At 45.8% G+C, this 17,835-nt stretch carries 19 protein-coding genes; all 19 read left to right on the top strand.

All coding sequences use genetic code 11. The features are described from left to right. Positions 1-75 precede the first annotated feature (75 nt). The 19 genes from NSQ38_RS24425 to NSQ38_RS24335 all read left to right on the top strand — a co-directional run bounded on the left by NSQ38_RS24425 (position 76) and on the right by NSQ38_RS24335 (position 17,753). Positions 76-339: a DUF3243 domain-containing protein gene (locus NSQ38_RS24425; protein WP_017689119.1), complete on the top strand. Its 264-nt coding sequence runs from the start codon at positions 76-78 to the stop codon at positions 337-339. Between the two features lie 197 nt (positions 340-536). Continuing rightward, the gene (locus tag NSQ38_RS24420; RefSeq protein ID WP_024630282.1) at positions 537-1,304 is read left to right on the top strand and encodes a DUF3388 domain-containing protein; all 768 of its coding nucleotides are present in this window, start codon (positions 537-539) and stop codon (positions 1,302-1,304) included. Between the two features lie 66 nt (positions 1,305-1,370). Further along, the gene (locus NSQ38_RS24415) at positions 1,371-2,423 is read left to right on the top strand and encodes a RodZ domain-containing protein (RefSeq protein ID WP_339784528.1); all 1,053 of its coding nucleotides are present in this window, start codon (positions 1,371-1,373) and stop codon (positions 2,421-2,423) included. Positions 2,424-2,496: 73 nt separating this feature from the next. After that, complete coding sequence (locus NSQ38_RS24410) at positions 2,497-2,661, top strand: hypothetical protein (RefSeq protein WP_167350848.1); 165 nt, start codon at positions 2,497-2,499, stop codon at positions 2,659-2,661. 155 nt (positions 2,662-2,816) lie between these two features. Further along, entirely contained in the window at positions 2,817-3,308 is a 492-nt protein-coding gene (locus NSQ38_RS24405) for a YajQ family cyclic di-GMP-binding protein (protein WP_017689115.1), read from the top strand. Positions 3,309-3,628: 320 nt separating this feature from the next. Continuing rightward, positions 3,629-4,216: a CDP-diacylglycerol--glycerol-3-phosphate 3-phosphatidyltransferase gene (pgsA, locus tag NSQ38_RS24400; protein WP_062833849.1), complete on the top strand. Its 588-nt coding sequence runs from the start codon at positions 3,629-3,631 to the stop codon at positions 4,214-4,216. A gap of 107 nt (positions 4,217-4,323) precedes the next feature. Next, positions 4,324-5,580, top strand: coding sequence for a competence/damage-inducible protein A (locus NSQ38_RS24395; RefSeq protein ID WP_091017238.1), 1,257 nt, complete (start codon positions 4,324-4,326; stop codon positions 5,578-5,580). 244 nt (positions 5,581-5,824) lie between these two features. After that, entirely contained in the window at positions 5,825-6,889 is a 1,065-nt protein-coding gene (recA, locus tag NSQ38_RS24390; RefSeq protein WP_062833851.1) for a recombinase RecA, read from the top strand. Positions 6,890-7,170: 281 nt separating this feature from the next. Next, positions 7,171-7,908 (top strand): regulatory protein RecX, encoded by a 738-nt coding sequence (locus NSQ38_RS24385; RefSeq protein ID WP_339784526.1) that lies wholly within the window; start codon positions 7,171-7,173, stop codon positions 7,906-7,908. Between the two features lie 310 nt (positions 7,909-8,218). Beyond that, entirely contained in the window at positions 8,219-9,760 is a 1,542-nt protein-coding gene (rny, locus tag NSQ38_RS24380) for a ribonuclease Y (protein ID WP_036609258.1), read from the top strand. 154 nt (positions 9,761-9,914) lie between these two features. Then, positions 9,915-10,709, top strand: a complete 795-nt coding sequence (locus tag NSQ38_RS24375; protein ID WP_339784523.1) for a TIGR00282 family metallophosphoesterase — start codon at positions 9,915-9,917, stop codon at positions 10,707-10,709. Between the two features lie 117 nt (positions 10,710-10,826). Further along, on the top strand, positions 10,827-11,087 hold the full coding sequence (locus tag NSQ38_RS24370) for a stage V sporulation protein S (protein WP_007430104.1): 261 nt from the start codon (positions 10,827-10,829) through the stop codon (positions 11,085-11,087). 85 nt (positions 11,088-11,172) lie between these two features. Further along, positions 11,173-12,168 carry a dipeptidase gene (locus NSQ38_RS24365; RefSeq protein ID WP_339784521.1) on the top strand — a complete coding sequence of 332 codons (996 nt, stop codon included), beginning with the start codon at positions 11,173-11,175 and terminating at the stop codon, positions 12,166-12,168. A gap of 193 nt (positions 12,169-12,361) precedes the next feature. Beyond that, positions 12,362-12,934, top strand: coding sequence for a phosphate propanoyltransferase (locus NSQ38_RS24360; protein ID WP_017689107.1), 573 nt, complete (start codon positions 12,362-12,364; stop codon positions 12,932-12,934). 312 nt (positions 12,935-13,246) lie between these two features. Next, positions 13,247-14,803 (top strand): tRNA (N6-isopentenyl adenosine(37)-C2)-methylthiotransferase MiaB, encoded by a 1,557-nt coding sequence (miaB, locus tag NSQ38_RS24355; protein WP_339784520.1) that lies wholly within the window; start codon positions 13,247-13,249, stop codon positions 14,801-14,803. Positions 14,804-15,065: 262 nt separating this feature from the next. Further along, the gene (locus NSQ38_RS24350; RefSeq protein ID WP_036609251.1) at positions 15,066-15,515 is read left to right on the top strand and encodes a YlbF family regulator; all 450 of its coding nucleotides are present in this window, start codon (positions 15,066-15,068) and stop codon (positions 15,513-15,515) included. 326 nt (positions 15,516-15,841) lie between these two features. Next, complete coding sequence (locus tag NSQ38_RS24345; protein WP_036670419.1) at positions 15,842-16,246, top strand: PaaI family thioesterase; 405 nt, start codon at positions 15,842-15,844, stop codon at positions 16,244-16,246. 78 nt (positions 16,247-16,324) lie between these two features. Then, a complete protein-coding gene (locus tag NSQ38_RS24340; protein WP_062833857.1) occupies positions 16,325-17,128 on the top strand; it encodes an NUDIX domain-containing protein in 804 nt (267 codons plus the stop codon). Between the two features lie 67 nt (positions 17,129-17,195). Next, positions 17,196-17,753, top strand: coding sequence for an isochorismatase family cysteine hydrolase (locus NSQ38_RS24335; protein WP_338593867.1), 558 nt, complete (start codon positions 17,196-17,198; stop codon positions 17,751-17,753). Positions 17,754-17,835 lie beyond the last annotated feature (82 nt).

The raw sequence follows: 17,835 nt of genomic DNA, 5'->3' as shown, positions 1-17,835 counted from the left end.
TATATAAAATGTCTCGAAAGCACATATTACAACTGTTGATTTTAAATCTCATGCGTCATCTAAGGAGGATTTATCATGTCAACAGAAAAAACAGTGCTCTCCAGTTTTGACACATGGAAGAAGTTCCTGGGTGACCGCGTACTGCAAGCAGAGAAGATGGGGATGAGTGAAGAAACCATCAACAAACTTGCGTATGAAATCGGCGATTTCCTCGATGAGAAAGTCGATCCGGCGAACCATTCCAACCGGGCATTGAAAGAGTTATGGGATGTCGGCGATGCAGATGAGCGTCGTACGATTGCGTGCCTGATGGTCAAATTGGCCAAACAAAACGCATAAGATTAAAGATGAAGAGCTCCCGCAAGGGGGCTTTTCTCTAATGATTACAAACGGATTACAGAGCTGTTCTTGTAATTCATTTTCATTTTATATATCATTAACGTGACCCATTTTTAGAAGATGTCTCAGATTGTTGTCCAGTGGACACGTTCTGTTGCTGTCGAATAATGTGGAATAATGCATTACGGGGTGTTGAAATGGAATCTAAACAATGGTACATGGAATATAAAATACATAAGAACAGACCCGGTCTGTTAGGCGATATTGCCTCTATGCTGGGGATGCTTGAAGTGAATATATTGACCATTAACGGTGTTGAAGGCAAAACTCGAGGCATGCTGCTTGAATCGGATGATGATGAAAAAATCCGTTTGCTTGGTGAAATGCTTGGCAAAGTAAACAGCATCACCGTCTCGGCTTTGCGGCAACCTAAATTGGTGGATATTTTGGCCGTGCGTCATGGCAGATACATTGACCGTGACTCGGATGATCGCAAGACATTTCGTTTCACACGAGATGAACTTGGGTTACTTGTGGACTTTTTGGGTGAAGTATTTAAGAGGGAAGGTAATCAGGTCATCGGTTTGCGCGGAATGCCTCGTGTTGGCAAAACGGAATCCATTATTGCGGGTAGCGTATGTGCAATGAAGCGATGGACGTTTGTTTCCTCCACACTTCTCCGTCAGACGATAAGGAGTCAAATGTCCGAAGACGAATTGAACCCGAACAATGTGTTCATTATCGACGGTATTGTTAGCACGATACGCTCCAGTGAGCGGCATTACAACCTGTTGCAGGATATTATGACCATGCCTAGCACCAAAGTTATTGAACATCCGGATATTTTTGTACAGGAATCCGAATATGATTTTAATGATTTTGATATTATTATTGAACTTCGCAACAATCCGAATGAAGAAATTATTTATGATACGTTTACGGCTAGCTACACCGACGAATTGTAAGGAACCGTACGGAATCATGAAATAGATTAGCAACAACTCAAGAGATAAACATAAGGAGGAGATGGCATGTCTGAACTGGGTCAGCAGTTAAGGGAGGCCCGGCTGCAAAAAGGGATGAGTCTTGACGATGTACAGGAAATGACAAAAATTCGCAAGAGGTATCTGGAGGCCATAGAAGCAGGAGACTATAAAGTGCTGCCGGGTAGCTTCTATGTGCGTGCTTTCATCAAAACCTATGCGGAGACCGTGGGACTGAACCCTGATGAGCTGCTGGAGGGACACAAAAAAGACGTACCCGCAGAAGAGGCGGAAGCAACGATGGAACCGGTTATACAGAAGCGTTCCAGCCGTCCGGTTGAGCGTAGTAATCGGTGGATGTCTGTCGCGCTGATGTGGACATTCCCTGTTTTGATCGTAGTACTGTTGTATGTATACGTGGTGTATAACAATGGTGATGAATCAGATAATCCGGGGCTTGATCAGGTCAAAATTACGGACAGTCAACAACAGCCTGAGGATAAACCGGATCAACCTGCCGACAACGGACAGGCATCTAATCCGCCTGCGACAGATTCAGGTACTGACGGTACTGGTGAGGGCGAAGCTGGCGGTAACGGCGGCGGTACAGACACGGAAGGACAGACGGATGGTCAAACTGATGGCCAAACGGACGGACAGACGGATGAAACTGAGGAAGAACCAACTGACAATTCACCGTCTAATGTGACTGTTGCGGAAGATGGGAAATCAGGAAATATTACGAACTTTAAAGTTAACGGTAGTGCAGGGCAACCTGTAACGGTTACGATCAAAGCAACAGGTCATAGCTGGCTGGAAGTGTACAAAGGCGAAAACTCCAGTGGAGAGAAGTTGGAGTATGGTAACACAGCCGAAGGTGACAGCTATACCTTTGAGTTGGATAGTGCAGGCATGTATATTAAGTCCGGTTACGCTGCAGCGACCACGATTGAGGTTGGCGGGCAAGTTGTAACGGATGGCAAGGCGACCAATCGGATCCGTTTGAAGCTTGGTGAAGACAGTAGTAGTACTACTACTTCTTCTACAGGTGTTGAAAATGGATCAACGGACGGTACAGGGGGTACCACGGGGAACGAATAACCGGGTCAACTGCAGGAGACAATAACCGTGTCTTAACTTGCAGTTAACTTTTGGTGAAGTGAGGTGGATGGCTGTGACAGTCAGCTGGATCGTAACAGGTTTAGGGATCATTGTCAGCCTCCTGGGTTATTACCTGACTCCAAGTGCTTGGGGTTACGGAATATTGGGTTTTGGACTTGCACATGTGCTTTTGGGTGTGCTCGATATGTTCAGACAGCCCAACCGCAGCCGCTATTAGGTTGGAAGCTGGACCAGCAAGCATTTTTGGCAGCCACTTCAAGTGGAAGCCAAAAATGCTTTTTTCTTTGTGTAAAACAGCTTGAAATTAGACTTTTGCTTAAGGTATCCTCTATAATGTTACAGAACATACGATTAACTGAAAGGGTGACTGGTTTGAGCTCAGAAAATTCATTTGATATCGTGTCCAAAATGGACTTGCAAGAACTGACAAATGCCGTTACACAAACCGAGAAGGAAATTGGCACTCGTTATGACTTCAAGGGCAGCAAGAGCAGCCTGAAACTGGATAAGGATGCGTTAACGATCGTATCTGATGATGAGACCAAACTCAAGGCTGTCATTGACGTGCTGCAATCCAAAATGGCGAAGCGTGGTCTACCATTGAAAAACATTGATTATGCCAAAGTAGAGCCGGCGTCTTCTGGTACAGTCCGCCAGCGTTTGAATTTTAAACAGGGGATTGATCAGGACATCGCCAAGAAAATCAATATCCTGATTCGGGATTCCAAGATGAAGGTGAAGAGCCAGATTCAGGGAGACCAACTCCGGGTAACTGGTAAGAGTAAAAATGATTTGCAAGCAGTTATGCAGTTGCTAAATGGTGCTAACCTGCCTCTGGATTTGCAATATACAAATTTCAAGTAATATGGCCTTTTTGTAGCAAAAGTGTTTTTTGACACGGTATTGGGCGTATATTATACTAAGTGTGCATTGCTGGCAGTCATGCATCAAGTCCAGTCCTCATCGTTTGCTGACTTTGTGAAAAGCAGTACATCTTCTGGAAGTCACCGGAACGTTTAAAGCGGTTTTGCTTTTGAGCGGTTGACTTTATTTTTTGCGTTTCTACATAGTGGGATCATGTTAATACGGATTGACATTGAAACTGTACATTTCATGTTCCGGATGATGATAACGGGATTATGATGATTGTTTGGAGTAATGGAGGATATGAGGGAGGGCGTCTTGTGAATTTACCCAACCGGATTACGCTTGCACGAATTTGCTTAATCCCTTTTTTGATGGTGTTCCTGCTCGTGGATTTTCCATTTTATCCAGAGCCGTTGCAGCTTGGAAGTTTTTCGCTTCCGTATAATCAACTGATTGCTGCTGTTATTTTTATCATCGCCGCAAGCACAGATGGAATTGACGGATACCTTGCGCGGAAAAATAACATGGTTACCAATCTGGGGAAACTGCTTGATCCGCTCGCAGACAAGCTGCTGGTTACTGCAGTTTTGATCTCGCTTGTGGAGATGGGCAAGCTGGATTCCTGGATTGCAGTTGTTATTATTAGTCGTGAATTCGCAGTTACCGGCTTGCGTCAAATTGCATTGCTGGATGGTTCGGTTGTTGCCGCTAGTGCTTGGGGCAAGCTGAAGACTGTAGTGCAGATTGTGGCGATTGTGCTGTTGCTGTTGAACAATTTCCCGTTTTCATACACGGGTATTCACGTCGATATTATTGCGGTATGGGCAGCAGCGCTTATTACCATCTGGTCGGGTATCGATTACTTTATCAAAAACAAAAATTTGCTTCATTTAACAAAAGCATAATGGTTTGTTCTTAAATGGGTAATCATGAAGGAAGCATTGGGTCAGGGGCAATAGGAAATTATCCTATTGCCCTTTGATCACTCACCACGTGTACAGGAGGATGCTCAATGAAGGCAGAAATCATTGCAGTTGGCACAGAGCTACTGCTTGGACAAATCGTCAATACTAATGCCAGATACCTATCCCGTGAATTGGCTGCGATGGGGATCGATGTATATTTCCAAACGGTGGTTGGGGATAACCTGAACCGTCTTAGTGAAGCTATTCGCATTGCGCAGGGCCGTGCAGACGTTATTTTGTTTTCCGGTGGCATCGGACCTACCCAAGATGATCTGACCAAGGATGCGCTCGCAGCTGTTCTTAACCGGAAACTGCATACAGATCGAATGGCAATGGACAAAATTGAGAGCTTTTTCAGAGATCGTAATGTGGACATGACAGAGAATAACCGACGTCAGGCGATCGTTATTGATGGCGGAACACCTCTGGCCAATGAAACGGGCCTTGCGGCAGGAAATGCGATTTCTGATAATGACAAATATTATGTTGTGATGCCTGGACCACCTAAAGAGCTGATTCCAATGTTTGAACAGGAAGTCAAGCCCTGGCTGTTCCAGCATGTACTCACGGAAGAAATGCCGATCTATTCCCGAATGCTGAAATTCGCAGGTATTGGTGAATCTGCTCTGGAAGATCGACTATTGGATCTGATTGACGCGCAGACAGACCCTACGATTGCTCCTTACGCGAGTGAAGGCGAAGTTACGGTACGTGTCTCCACGAAGGCTGCGAGTGAGGGAGAGGCGAAGCTGAAGCTGGATGCGATGGAGGTTCAGATTCGGGAGCGATTGACAGAACATCTCTACGCGAACGAGGATGTGCCTATAGAGTACACGATTGTAACCATGATGTCTGACATGGGGTTGACGCTCAGCGCTGCTGAGAGCTGTACAGGAGGGCTTGTCATGCAAAGTCTGACCTCTGTACCCGGAAGTGCGTCAATGCTCAAAGGTGGAATTGTTTGTTACTCCAATGAAATTAAAGAAAAGTTGCTGAATGTGCCTCATGATTATCTGGAAGGTGAAGATGCACCAGGGGCGGTAAGTCCTGAGGTTGCAAAAGTGCTTGCTGAACAGATCCGTATGATTGGCGATGCTGATTTTGGCCTGGCTGTTACCGGTGTAGCTGGACCGGGATATTCGGAACGTAAACCACCCGGACTTGTCTTCATCGCTCTTGCTGAACGTGGAAAAGAGACGGAAATTCATGAGCTGCGTATTAATGGTAATCGTGAGACTGTTCGCATTCGTTCAGCCAAAGCGATTCTCTATCGCTTATGGCAAAAACTTGTGGCGATGGATTGATTAGTTAATAGCTTCGATTGCATTTACAGTTCCAAGCAAGTATAATTAAGGAAGACGGAAGAACCGTAGAATTAGGCTTTACAGCCTTATTTACGGTTCTTTTTTCTGTTTAATGGAAAGTTTCCTTGAGGAAGAGGCGCCTCGGCCTTTACAAAAAAAAACGAATGTATGTTCGAAAAAAAGCTTGGCAAACGTGTTAAAACAAGGTATCATTATCTTATAAACAGTAAAGGGTGTGAGCTTATTGTCAGACCGTCGTGCCGCGCTTGATATGGCGCTCCGTCAAATAGAGAAGCAATTTGGTAAAGGATCCATCATGAAACTGGGTGAGTCCACTCATATGAATGTGGAAATTATTCCCAGCGGTTCCTTGGCTTTGGATATTGCATTAGGAACAGGCGGCTTGCCTAAAGGCCGTATTGTTGAAATATATGGACCTGAATCCTCAGGTAAAACAACTGTCGCATTGCATGCGATTGCCGAAGTACAACGTGTTGGTGGACAAGCAGCATTTATCGATGCCGAGCATGCTCTTGATCCTCAATATGCAAGCAAATTGGGCGTTAACATTGACGAATTGCTTCTATCTCAGCCAGATACGGGTGAGCAAGGGCTGGAAATTGCAGAAGCTCTTGTGCGCAGTGGTGCAGTAGATATCGTCGTTATTGACTCTGTAGCCGCATTGGTTCCAAAAGCAGAGATTGAAGGCGAAATGGGAGATTCACACGTTGGTTTGCAAGCGCGTTTGATGTCTCAGGCGCTGCGTAAATTGTCTGGTGCAATCAGCAAATCCAAAACAATCGCAATCTTCATTAACCAGCTTCGTGAGAAAGTCGGCGTTATGTTTGGTAACCCGGAAACAACACCTGGTGGTCGTGCTCTGAAGTTTTATTCCACAGTACGTCTGGATGTGCGTCGTATTGAGAGTATCAAATCAGGCAATGACATGATTGGTAACCGTACTCGTATTAAAGTTGTGAAAAACAAAGTGGCACCTCCGTTTAAACAAGCGGAAGTGGATATCATGTATGGCGAGGGTATTTCGAGAGAAGGCAGTATCATTGACATTGGTACAGAGCTGGACATCGTTAATAAAAGTGGTGCATGGTACTCCTACGAAGGCGAGCGTTTAGGACAAGGCCGTGAGAACGCGAAGCAGTTCATGAAAGAGCATAAAGATATTGCTGAAATCATTGAACAAAAAATTCGGGTAGCTAGTAACTTGACTACCGCAGTCCCTGCGCCAACTAGTGAAGAGCAACAAAAAGAAGCAGAAGAAGAACAAGAATTGTTTGAAATCAACGAGTAATCTCTCAAATCCTCCCTTGTAGGGAGGGCCCTGAGGGTGTTTCCCACTGGACTCCGTAAACTTATCTGATTGAGCTTGGATCAATCTGGATAATGGATTGTAGTGGGGGAGTGCTCATGCTGTCCAACAGCCCCTGTCCCAATGGACAGGGGCTGTTGGCACGCTAACTGTGGAGTAAAGGCCGGGCAGAGTCCCCGGCCTTTTGTATTAGCGTTCTCTGTCTTATGTGAAGATGTGCTTGGCGTAATCAGAATGAAAATGTTATGAAAGGGGAGACCTGAATGGATCAACATGACGAGGATTTATATGAAGAAGCAGAAGAGGACGGCCTATCCCAATTTCCGGATAACGAAGAACTTATTATTACACGTGTAGAACGAACGAAGAGCAGGCAAGCTCGTTATCGAATCACTTTTGGCATCCACTCCATTACGGTTCTTGAAGATGTGATGATTAAATACAGGATGACTCAAGGCAATACGTTTATGAAGAAGGACCTTGAAGAAATTGTTGTAGCTGATGAGCGACAGCGTACGTATTCACAGTCTCTGCGCTTTTTGGAACATAAGCCGCGTACACGCCATGAATTAAGTCAGAAACTTCGTCAGAAGGAGTTTGCTGCACCATTAATTGAAGAGACGCTGGATCGACTTGAACGGGAGAAGTTAGTGGATGACGATCTATTTGCGAAGGAATGGACAAGACAGCGTATGGAGGGCAAGCGGAAGGGAAAACTGTGGATAAGGCAAGAGCTGCGTCAAAAGGGCATTGCCAATGATCTCATCGTTGAGGCACTAGAAGGTATTAGTACAGATGCGGAATTTGAGACTGCCTTGAGTGCCGGACGCAAAAAATGGAATCAGGTCAAAGGGGACGTTAAAGAGAAGAAAAATAAAACGCTTCCCTTCCTAATGAGACGTGGTTTTTCAATGGATATGGTGCGCCGTGTCGTGAATTGTTTAATTGAAGAAGATGAGGCTGGGGGCCCTGAAGATGACGAAGCGTTGTTATGGGATTAGCAGACTACAGTCTCTATACTGCATTCTCTTGACAATTTCTTTCGTCAAATACTAAAATGGACATGAGTCTGTAAGAAATGGACAACCCTTTTTCCTTCCAAAAAAGCGGTTTCGGTTTCTTAAGATTTATACCATTCTTAATTATGGGTTCGCTGGAAACAGTGAATAGTACGTGGAAACATGTACATGTGAAATGAAAATCGGCGGGGGATCGCCGTGAGTATTCGTTATTCCCAAACATATGTAAGGTTTGAAAACTGCAAATTGACCCAAGGAATGCCTTGGAGGAACCAACGAGGAGGTGAACAGTATGAATCCTGCAATCACGATCGCTCTCGTTGTGGCCGCGCTAATCATTGGGTTCGGAGTAGGGTATTTTATTCGCAAATCTCTTGCAGAGGCTAAAATCTCTAGTGCGGAACAAGCTGCCGTACAAATCGTGGAGAACGCGAAGAAAGAGGCAGAGGCACTGAAGAAAGAAACGGTGCTGGAAGCGAAGGATGAAATCCATCGCATTCGTGCTGAAGCTGAAAAAGACACTCGTGAACGTCGGAATGAAATTCAACGACAAGAAAGACGATTGTTGCAAAAAGAAGAGTCGCTGGATAAAAAATTGGAATCACTCGAACGTAAAGAAGAGCAAGTGGCTAACAAAGAGAAACGAATTGATGAGACTCAGCAGCAGATCGAAATGATTTACAAAAACCAGGTGACAGAGTTGGAACGTATATCCAACCTCACCATGGAAGACGCACGCAGTATCATACTGTCCAACGTAGAACAGGAAGTTCGTCATGAGACGGCTCAAATGATCAAGGACATTGAACAACAAGCGAAGGAAGAAGCGGACAAAAAGTCCCGCGAGATTATTACACTCGCCATCCAACGTTGTGCGGCTGACCACGTAGCGGAAACAACGGTTTCTGTTGTTACCCTGCCAAATGAAGAAATGAAAGGCCGGATTATCGGTCGTGAAGGACGTAACATCCGTGCGCTTGAAACCCTTACAGGGATTGACCTCATTATCGATGATACGCCAGAAGCTGTTATTCTGTCGGGCTTTGACCCGATTCGCCGTGAGATCGCCCGTACTGCCCTGGAGAAACTGGTGGCTGATGGACGTATTCACCCGGCACGGATTGAAGAGATGGTTGAGAAATCCCGCAAAGAAGTGGATGAGCGCATCCGTGAATACGGTGAGCAAGCTACCTTTGAAGTGGGCGTGCATGGTCTGCATCCGGATCTGATCAAAATTTTGGGCCGGTTGAAGTTCCGTACAAGTTACGGTCAAAACGTCTTGAAACATTCCATGGAAGTCGCTTATCTGGCTGGACTGATGGCTGGCGAACTCGGAGAAGACGTAACTCTGGCAAGACGTGCAGGTCTATTGCATGACATCGGTAAAGCGCTGGATCACGAAGTGGAAGGATCACACGTCGAAATTGGCGTGGAACTGGCGAAGAAATACAAAGAACATCCGGTTGTAATCAACAGTATCGCGTCCCATCACGGAGATTGCGAAGCGACTTCGGTCATTGCCATGTTGGTTGGCGCAGCAGATGCGCTATCCGCAGCAAGACCAGGCGCACGCCGCGAAACGCTGGAAACGTATATCAAACGACTGGAGAAGCTGGAAGAAATCTCAGAATCCTTCGAAGGTGTCGAGAAATCGTACGCCATTCAGGCCGGACGCGAAGTTCGCGTTATGGTACAGCCTGAGAAGATCGATGATGCTGAAGCCTTCCGCTTAGCCCGTGACATCACGAAGATGATTGAGAATGAACTCGACTATCCGGGTCACATCAAAGTCACCGTCATCCGGGAAACCCGTGCGGTTGAATACGCAAAATAGAGCATTACGGAAAAGTGGCCGCAGTAGTGGGCCACTTTTCCTGTTGATAGCCTGTTAAATGGCAACTACACATCATGGAACATGAGATAGAGTCCTGCAAAGGTTCAACATTTGAAGTAAGAGGACTTTGCAGGAATTGAGGAGGCAGTAATCAATGAAAGTTTTGTTTATTGGTGACATTGTAGGTAACGTGGGACGTAAGGCATTAAAGGAAAATTTACCGTACCTAAAATCGAAGTATAAGCCACATGTGGTGATTGTGAATGGTGAAAATGCGGCAGCAGGTCGCGGCATTACCGGTGCAATCGCGAATGAGTTTTTCAACTGGGGTGTACATGGTATTACACTTGGTAATCATACTTGGGACAATAAGGATATTTTTGATTTTATAGATGATGAGCCCCGCATGATTCGTCCAGCAAACTTTCCACCAGGTACACCAGGACGAGGATACACGGTTGTCAAAGGTGAAGGGAAAGAGCTAGCGATTGTCAATCTTCAAGGAAGAACGTTCCTGCCTGCTCTGGATTGTCCATTCCGTGTGGTTGATGAGATTGTAGACGAGCTACGCCAAGACCATAAATGTATTCTGGTCGATATGCATGCTGAAGCGACGTCAGAAAAGATTGCCATGGGATGGCATCTGGATGGACGTGCGTCTCTCGTTGTAGGTACACATACACATGTACAGAGTAACGATGATCGGATTTTGCCTGGAGGAACAGCTTACTTGACGGATGCAGGCATGGTAGGACCTCGTGACGGCATATTGGGTATGGAGCGTGAGGCTGTGTTGCGTAAGTTCTACACCCAGCTACCTGTACGTTTTGTTGTGGATGATGGCAAATGGCACTTCCATGGTGTTTTTGTTGAAATTGATGAAGCCACAGGCGCGGCAACACGCATCGAAAAAATTCGTCTGACGGAGGACGAGTGGCGCATGGAATAGGGGTATTGTCCCATTTTGCAGGGAAACCCGTCTAAAAAGAAGGAATTTTTTTGCCTCCCGCGAATAACATCTAGTAAGTGGAAACAAACTTTCAACATTCCCAGGGAGGTACTTACCATGGATGTATTAAAAGTTTCAGCAAAGTCCAATCCTAATTCTGTAGCCGGCGCTCTTGCAGGGGTTCTTCGTGAACGTGGAAATGCTGAACTGCAGGCAATTGGAGCGGGAGCACTGAACCAAGCCATTAAAGCGGTAGCGATAGCCCGGGGATTTGTAGCACCAAGCGGAGTTGACCTGATTTGTATTCCAGCTTTTACAGACATTGTGATCGACGGCGAGGACCGAACGGCCATTAAGCTGATTGTGGAGCCCAGATAATACATGCAGTATGCATTGAACCTGTTTACGATGTAGACAGGTTTTTTTGCGTTTTTTTGCAATGAAATATGGAGGAGGGTTTAAGATGTCCATGTCGGATTGGCGTGTAGCCGATTTTCACTGTGATGCACTGAGCAAAATTTTGATGCAGCCTGCTTTTTCTTTTGAAGATGCTCCACAACTGGATGTGAATTTGCAACGCTTGAAAGAGGGTAGAGTTGGGTTGCAGGCGTTTGCCATCTATTTACCCGAAGTTCTTGGAAGAGGCAAGTTTGAACATGTTATGGGGCAATTGGAGATATATCGTAGACGTGTAGAGAGAAGTCAGGAGCGGCCTGGCGGTACACAGACGTTGTTATGGCGTGAACAGGTGGCTCAGGTGGGGCAAACAGAGGGTCCCTGGGGATTAATCACACTGGAAGGTGTGGATGGTCTGGAGGGCAACCTGTTCTATCTGGAGTTATGTTATCAGATGGGTGTTCGAATCATTGGACTAACGTGGAACTATGCCAATTGGGCGGCTGACGGAGTAATGGAGAAGCGTGGAGCAGGTCTGACCGAGAAGGGGAAAGAACTGGTGCGCCAGTGTAATGAAATGGGAATGCTGTTAGATGTGTCACATTTGACGGAGAAAGGTTTCTGGGAGCTGGCTGATTTGAGTAAACGTCCTTTTATCGCCTCCCACTCCAACAGTTATAGCGTATGTCCCCATGTGCGTAATCTGAAAGATGATCAGATTCAGGCCATCATTGCCCGGGAAGGGCGGATCGGACTGACGTTTGTGCCCTGGTTTGTAAAACAGGAGGGTGAGGTACGTATAGAAGATCTGCTTCCTCATATTGAGGAGATTTGTTCTCTGGGCGGGCAGAACCATCTGATGATGGGGTCTGATTTTGATGGGATCTCCACGTATATTCAGAGACTTGAACACTCAGGGCATTATCCGAGACTGACGGAAATCCTGCTCAAACATTATGATGAACATCTGGTTCGTGGCTGGTTGTGGGGGAATGCGATGAGTTATCTGGGGGAACACTTGCCAGAGAGCAATCCGAAGATAAAGGGGAATTCCGTGAAATAGTGAACTGGTGTGTGCGCTGAATGTGTTGAATTGAAACTAGTTTTCCAAATAAAGGACGGGAATGATGGTGAAATAAGTGTATTTCATGAATTTTCACCAGTTCGTTTTCATTTCACTCCAAAAAGGGGTATAATACCATTGGATTGGTAAGAGCCTGAGTACAGGCCATAGATAAACAAGGAGTGAATTTACAATGAGTAAAACAGTACCTGTGGGCGTATCTGCCCGTCACATTCATGTATCCCAAGAGCACGTTGAAATTTTGTTTGGTAAAGGTTATGAACTGACTGAATTTAAACCTCTGTCCCAGCCTGGCCAATACGCTGCTAACGAAACTGTAGCGGTAATTGGTTCGAAAGGACAGTTTGATAAAGTGCGTATCCTTGGACCTGTTCGCCCTGAAACGCAACTGGAGATCTCCATGACAGATTCATTTGCGATTGGTGTTAAAGCACCTGTACGTGAATCTGGAAGCATTGAAGGTACACCAGGAATCACAATTAAAGGTCCTGCTGGCGAGGTAACGATTGATAAAGGGGTTATCGTTGCTGCTCGTCACATTCACTTCCATACTTCTGATGCTGCTAAATGGGGTATCGAGGACAAACAAATGCTGAAAGTTCGCCTCGGCGGAGATCGCGGTCTTGTACTGGAAAATGTACTGGCTCGTGTATCCGATTCTTTCGCACTGGACATGCATATTGATACAGATGAAGCTAACGCTGCTGGCGCTCGTAATGGCGACACTGCTGAAATCATCGATTAATTACATGTAATAGCTTCAGCCCCCAATTATGGCGGTCTGAATAACATATAAACCTGAGCACAGCCAACAGGGGCCGGTTAATTCCACCCCTGATGGCAAGGCTCAGGTTTTTGTATTTTCTGAGTGTTCTTCTGAACATGGCATGTTACGGATTAGACGAAGGGACATGTGCTTTGGATGTGGAACTACAGCCCAATTCATGCTATAATTTGCTGTAATGCTCTTTTAGTGTTCCAAGCAAGAAATTCACCTGGAACAGGGATGAATGAACGATTTTTTATTAATAGAGGCTGTAAGGAGTGACCGAAGGAAATGGCTAAAGACTCAAAAAAGGATTACTCCCAATATTTTGATTTCTCCGATGCCAAAGTAATTTCGCAAGATGAATTCAGCAAAAAGATAAGAATCCGGGGCCGGGAGATTAACATCAAATCGGAACCCAATCATCGTCAGGAGAAACAGCGGGGCAAGGAAGACGTCCAGGTGCTTTACGAAAATGCCGTTCCCGATGAACTGAAAAACATAGGGAAAGGCAAACATTATATTGTATATACGTATGGATGTCAGATGAACGAGCATGACTCGGAAACCATCAAAGGACTGCTTGAGTCTATGGGATATCAGGCTACAGAGAATCGCAAAGAAGCTGATATTATTCTGCTCAATACGTGTGCCATACGGGAAAATGCGGAAGATAAAGTATTTGGTGAGCTGGGTCACCTGAAAACGCTAAAACTCGAACGTCCGGGATTGTTACTTGGCGTATGCGGGTGTATGTCCCAAGAAGAAGGCGTCGTCAACCGAATCATGCAGAAGCATGGATTTGTGGATATGATCTTTGGTACACATAACGTGCATCGACTGCCACATCTAATCCAGGAAGCGTTGTTCAGCAAAGAAATGGTTGTTGAGGTATGGTCCAAGGAAGGCGACATTATTGAGAACCTGCCGAAGAAACGTGAGGGTATGCGCGGCTGGGTGAACATTATGTATGGCTGCGACAAGTTCTGTACATATTGCATCGTTCCGTTTACACGGGGCAAAGAACGCAGCCGTCGTCCGGAAGATGTCATTGCCGAAGTTCGGGATTTGGCACGACAAGGCTTTAAGGAGATCACGCTGCTTGGTCAAAATGTGAATGCGTACGGCAAGGATTTCACCGACCTGAACTACAGTTTTGGTGACTTGATGGATGCCATTCGCCAAATTGATATTCCGCGAGTAAGGTTTACAACCAGTCACCCACGTGACTTCGATGACCACTTGATTGAAGTGCTGGCCAAAGGTGGAAATCTGGTGGAGCACATTCATCTTCCGGTGCAATCTGGCAGTTCGGAAGTGCTCAAACGTATGAGCCGCAAGTACAGCCGGGAACACTATCTGAAACTGGCTGACAAAATTAAAAAGGCCATTCCGAATGTGGTGTTAACAACGGATATTATTGTTGGTTTTCCGGGGGAAACGGAAGAACAGTTTGAAGATACACTTTCCCTTGTCCGTGAAGTAGGGTATGATTTTGCCTATACCTTTATTTATTCCCCACGGGAAGGTACACCGGCTGCGGTGATGGAAGACAACGTACCGATGGAAGTGAAGAAGGAACGTTTGAAGCGCTTGAACGAAACGATCAACGAATACAGCCACCGAAGCAATGAAGAGCAACGCGGCAAAATCGTTGAAGTGCTCGTTGAAGGCGAAAGCAAGCGGAATTCCGAAGTTCTTGCAGGACGTACGCGCAGCAACAAGCTGGTGCATTTTGAAGGACCCAAAGAATTGATCGGTACTTTTGTACAAGTGGAAATCACCGATCCGATGACTTTTTATATTCGGGGCAACCTGCTCTCCGAGCCGGTAGCTGCCAATCAGTAATACACACACCAATAAGATGAATGATTTTTGCACTTAGCGGGGGTTGCGCCGAGCGTAGCGAAGGTGACGGAATCGATTCTGTAGAAGCGAAGCGTTCGCCTTTGTCTCCGAATTTTAACCTTGAACAATCTCAATCGAAAAAATTCGGAGACAACAGCGATCAAAAGAACGATCCGGCACCGTAGCGGTCACTGAGCAGTCAACTGAGCTAGGGCAACATGAATATTCATCTTATATCATCTCATAGAATGGAGCGATTTCAGTGGCGCAGGAAGAAGTGCAGTACAACCATTATGGAATGCCAACCTACGATACGCGCAATCTGGTCATACGCGACGACATTATGGGAAAAGCCAAAGAATTGGCTGATATGCTCGGAACGAGTGAGGAAGTTAGACAGTTTCAACAGGCTGAAACCAAAATTCGGGATCATGAGCGCATCCAGCAGTTGATTGCAACGATCAAGAAAAAACAAAAAGAGATTGTTGCTTTTGAAAGCTTCAAAAATGTGGAGATGGTCAGCAAAATTGAACAGGAAATTGAAGATCTGCAAAGCGAACTGGACAGTATTCCATTGGTTACGGAATTCCAGCAGAGCCAGAGCGACATCAACTACTTGCTTCAACTAGTGATCTCTGTAATCCGGGATACGGTTTCTGAAAAAGTAAACGTGGAGGCTGGAACGGATTCACCTCCGACCAGTTGCGGTTAAATGACGGAAGGGTGCGGACGCTGTCCGCGCCTTTTTTGACGATTATAGAATTATAAGTTTTCAGCGGAGCTGAAGGATTCGATAATCGCAAGAAAAGCAACTGCTAAAACACGAATGTGGCATCATCGTTAAGGCTTCGAGCGGAAGCTTTTCTTACATTACATAACCGTAAACGTGGAGTGGCTATCGCCAAGTACTCGGAATATAATTCCAAGCAAAGCTCCACGCTGTGGGGTTATTTTGTGTGGCGCAGCTGATTTTTAATGATAAAGGCACATGACATCAAGAGAGCTTGATACGTACAGTGAATAAAGGAGAAATGAATAATGAGTATTTTGGACAAAATGGTGGAAGACGGAGACGGACGATTCTGGGGATTTCTCGGCTGTCGTTATATTAAAGGAGACGGAAAAGAAGTTAAGATTGCGTTGACAGCAGGCGAACATCATACGAACTCCATGGGGATTATTCATGGGGGTGTATTGACTTCACTGATGGATCAGGCGATGGGGATGGTCGCAACAGCAGCAATGGAAGTGGACGGCTGTGTGACAACGAATCTGAACGTGCATTTTCTTGCACCAATGAAACAAGGGGAGTTAACGGTGACAGCTACGGTACTGCATCAAGCAGGACGCAGTGTGACGACTCAATCGGAGGTTCGTGATGCATCGGGCACGTTGGGATGTATGGCAACGGCGACATTCCGCATAGCACGCCCGAGAACGTAACGCAAGAATCCTGCGGTTGACAAAAGATATTATTATGTCATAATGAAATTATCAAAATGAAAATAGTCGGTGGTGCCCATGAGCGAAAACTACGAACACTTTAATGCAGAGAGCGACGAACAAGCAGCACGTGCTTATAGTTCCAAAAAATATCGTACCCCCGATGGTGTTCCTGCGGATATCGTTATGTTCACCTTAACCAAGCGGGAGCGCAAGACGGTGACGAAGACACTTCCCATTCGGGAACTGAAAGTGATGCTGATCAAGCGCAAAGGCTGGCCTTTTGCAGGCAGATGGGCATTACCCGGTGGATTTTGTCAGGAAAATGAATCCATCTATGGTGCAGCAAAGCGTGAGCTGATGGAAGAGACAGGTGTAGACGGTGGACATCTGGAGTACTTAAATGTATACAGTCAGCCGGGTCGTGACCCGAGGGGCTGGATTATCTCTCACGCATTTTTTGCGCTTGTGGAAGAATGGATGCTGGATCAACGCCAAGCAGCAGATGATGCTGAGGATGTTGGATTGTTCACCATTCAGGAGGCGCTGCAAGAACTGGAACTGGCCTTTGATCACAGAACAATCATTGAAGATGCTTATCGACGTATTCAACAGCAGATGCTGGAAACGACGATTGCTCGTCAGTTCCTGCCACGTGATTTTACATTAAGTGAATTATATCAGGTTATTCAAAGTGTTGTACCGGATTTTGAAGAACCAAACTTCATACGCAAGATTACGTCTACCCGCAGCCGTAAAGGCATTGTGGAAGAAGTAAGAGATGAAGAGGGGAACCTGGTGAGTTCCAATCAGTACTCGCAGCGACCGGCGCAGTTATATCGTTTTACAGAACTTGTACCACGCCTGTCCATCTATACGTAATAAGGTGTAGATGTGTCCACCTGATTGAATCAGGATCAACCATTTCTGGGCTAAGGGAGTGTTGACGATGAAAGCACTGATTGTCATTGATTTCACGAAGGATTTTGTGACAGGTTCTTTGCCTGTAGGTCAGCCGGCAGTAGAGATCGACGAGACGATTGCAGCTGTAACCGAGGCCTATTGTAAGAACAAACATGAGGTAATCATGGCTGTGGATCTGCACGAAGAGAATGATCCGTATCACCCGGAGACTGCACTTTTTCCACCTCATAACATCAGAAATACGGAGGGAAGACAGTTATATGGTCGTCTTGCCCAAGTGATGGAAGAACGGAAAACAGATATACAGTGGATGGATAAGACGAGATATAGTGCATTCTGTGGGACCGATCTGGAACTCAGACTGCGTGCACGTGGTATTACGGATATTGCACTGATTGGGGTATGCACGGATATTTGCATATTGCATACCGCAGTGGACGCTTACAATAAAGGTTTTCATATTACGGTATATGAAGATGCCGTTGCCAGCTTCAATGCGGCAGGGCATGAGTGGGCACTTGGACATTTTCGTTCCAGCCTTGGTGCTTCGGTGGTTAAGGCGAGCGAGACAGTCTTGGCTTAATTTACTCCATAGTCATGTTTGGTTGGCCTCATGTTAGGAACTGGATGAATGTGGTGAATGGTGTATAGAGTTTTTTACGGGA

Origin of the sequence: Paenibacillus sp. FSL R7-0313 (assembly GCF_037969885.1) — a bacterium.
In the GTDB taxonomy this organism is placed as follows: domain Bacteria; phylum Bacillota; class Bacilli; order Paenibacillales; family Paenibacillaceae; genus Paenibacillus.
The sequence above is the reverse complement of the archived record's forward strand: the minus strand, read 5'-3'. Positions and strand labels throughout refer to the sequence as shown.

What these genes read in the sequence shown, in the direction of transcription:
- NSQ38_RS24425 (WP_017689119.1), top strand. Translation starts at nt 76, where the DNA reads ATGTCAACAGAAAAAACAGTGCTCTCCAGTTTTGACACATGGAAGAAG.
- NSQ38_RS24420 (WP_024630282.1), top strand. Translation starts at nt 537, where the DNA reads ATGGAATCTAAACAATGGTACATGGAATATAAAATACATAAGAACAGA.
- NSQ38_RS24415 (WP_339784528.1), top strand. Translation starts at nt 1,371, where the DNA reads ATGTCTGAACTGGGTCAGCAGTTAAGGGAGGCCCGGCTGCAAAAAGGG.
- NSQ38_RS24395 (WP_091017238.1), top strand. Translation starts at nt 4,324, where the DNA reads ATGAAGGCAGAAATCATTGCAGTTGGCACAGAGCTACTGCTTGGACAA.
- NSQ38_RS24385 (WP_339784526.1), top strand. Translation starts at nt 7,171, where the DNA reads ATGGATCAACATGACGAGGATTTATATGAAGAAGCAGAAGAGGACGGC.
- rny (WP_036609258.1), top strand. Translation starts at nt 8,219, where the DNA reads ATGAATCCTGCAATCACGATCGCTCTCGTTGTGGCCGCGCTAATCATT.
- NSQ38_RS24375 (WP_339784523.1), top strand. Translation starts at nt 9,915, where the DNA reads ATGAAAGTTTTGTTTATTGGTGACATTGTAGGTAACGTGGGACGTAAG.
- NSQ38_RS24370 (WP_007430104.1), top strand. Translation starts at nt 10,827, where the DNA reads ATGGATGTATTAAAAGTTTCAGCAAAGTCCAATCCTAATTCTGTAGCC.
- NSQ38_RS24365 (WP_339784521.1), top strand. Translation starts at nt 11,173, where the DNA reads ATGTCCATGTCGGATTGGCGTGTAGCCGATTTTCACTGTGATGCACTG.
- NSQ38_RS24360 (WP_017689107.1), top strand. Translation starts at nt 12,362, where the DNA reads ATGAGTAAAACAGTACCTGTGGGCGTATCTGCCCGTCACATTCATGTA.
- miaB (WP_339784520.1), top strand. Translation starts at nt 13,247, where the DNA reads ATGGCTAAAGACTCAAAAAAGGATTACTCCCAATATTTTGATTTCTCC.
- NSQ38_RS24345 (WP_036670419.1), top strand. Translation starts at nt 15,842, where the DNA reads ATGAGTATTTTGGACAAAATGGTGGAAGACGGAGACGGACGATTCTGG.
- NSQ38_RS24340 (WP_062833857.1), top strand. Translation starts at nt 16,325, where the DNA reads ATGAGCGAAAACTACGAACACTTTAATGCAGAGAGCGACGAACAAGCA.
- NSQ38_RS24335 (WP_338593867.1), top strand. Translation starts at nt 17,196, where the DNA reads ATGAAAGCACTGATTGTCATTGATTTCACGAAGGATTTTGTGACAGGT.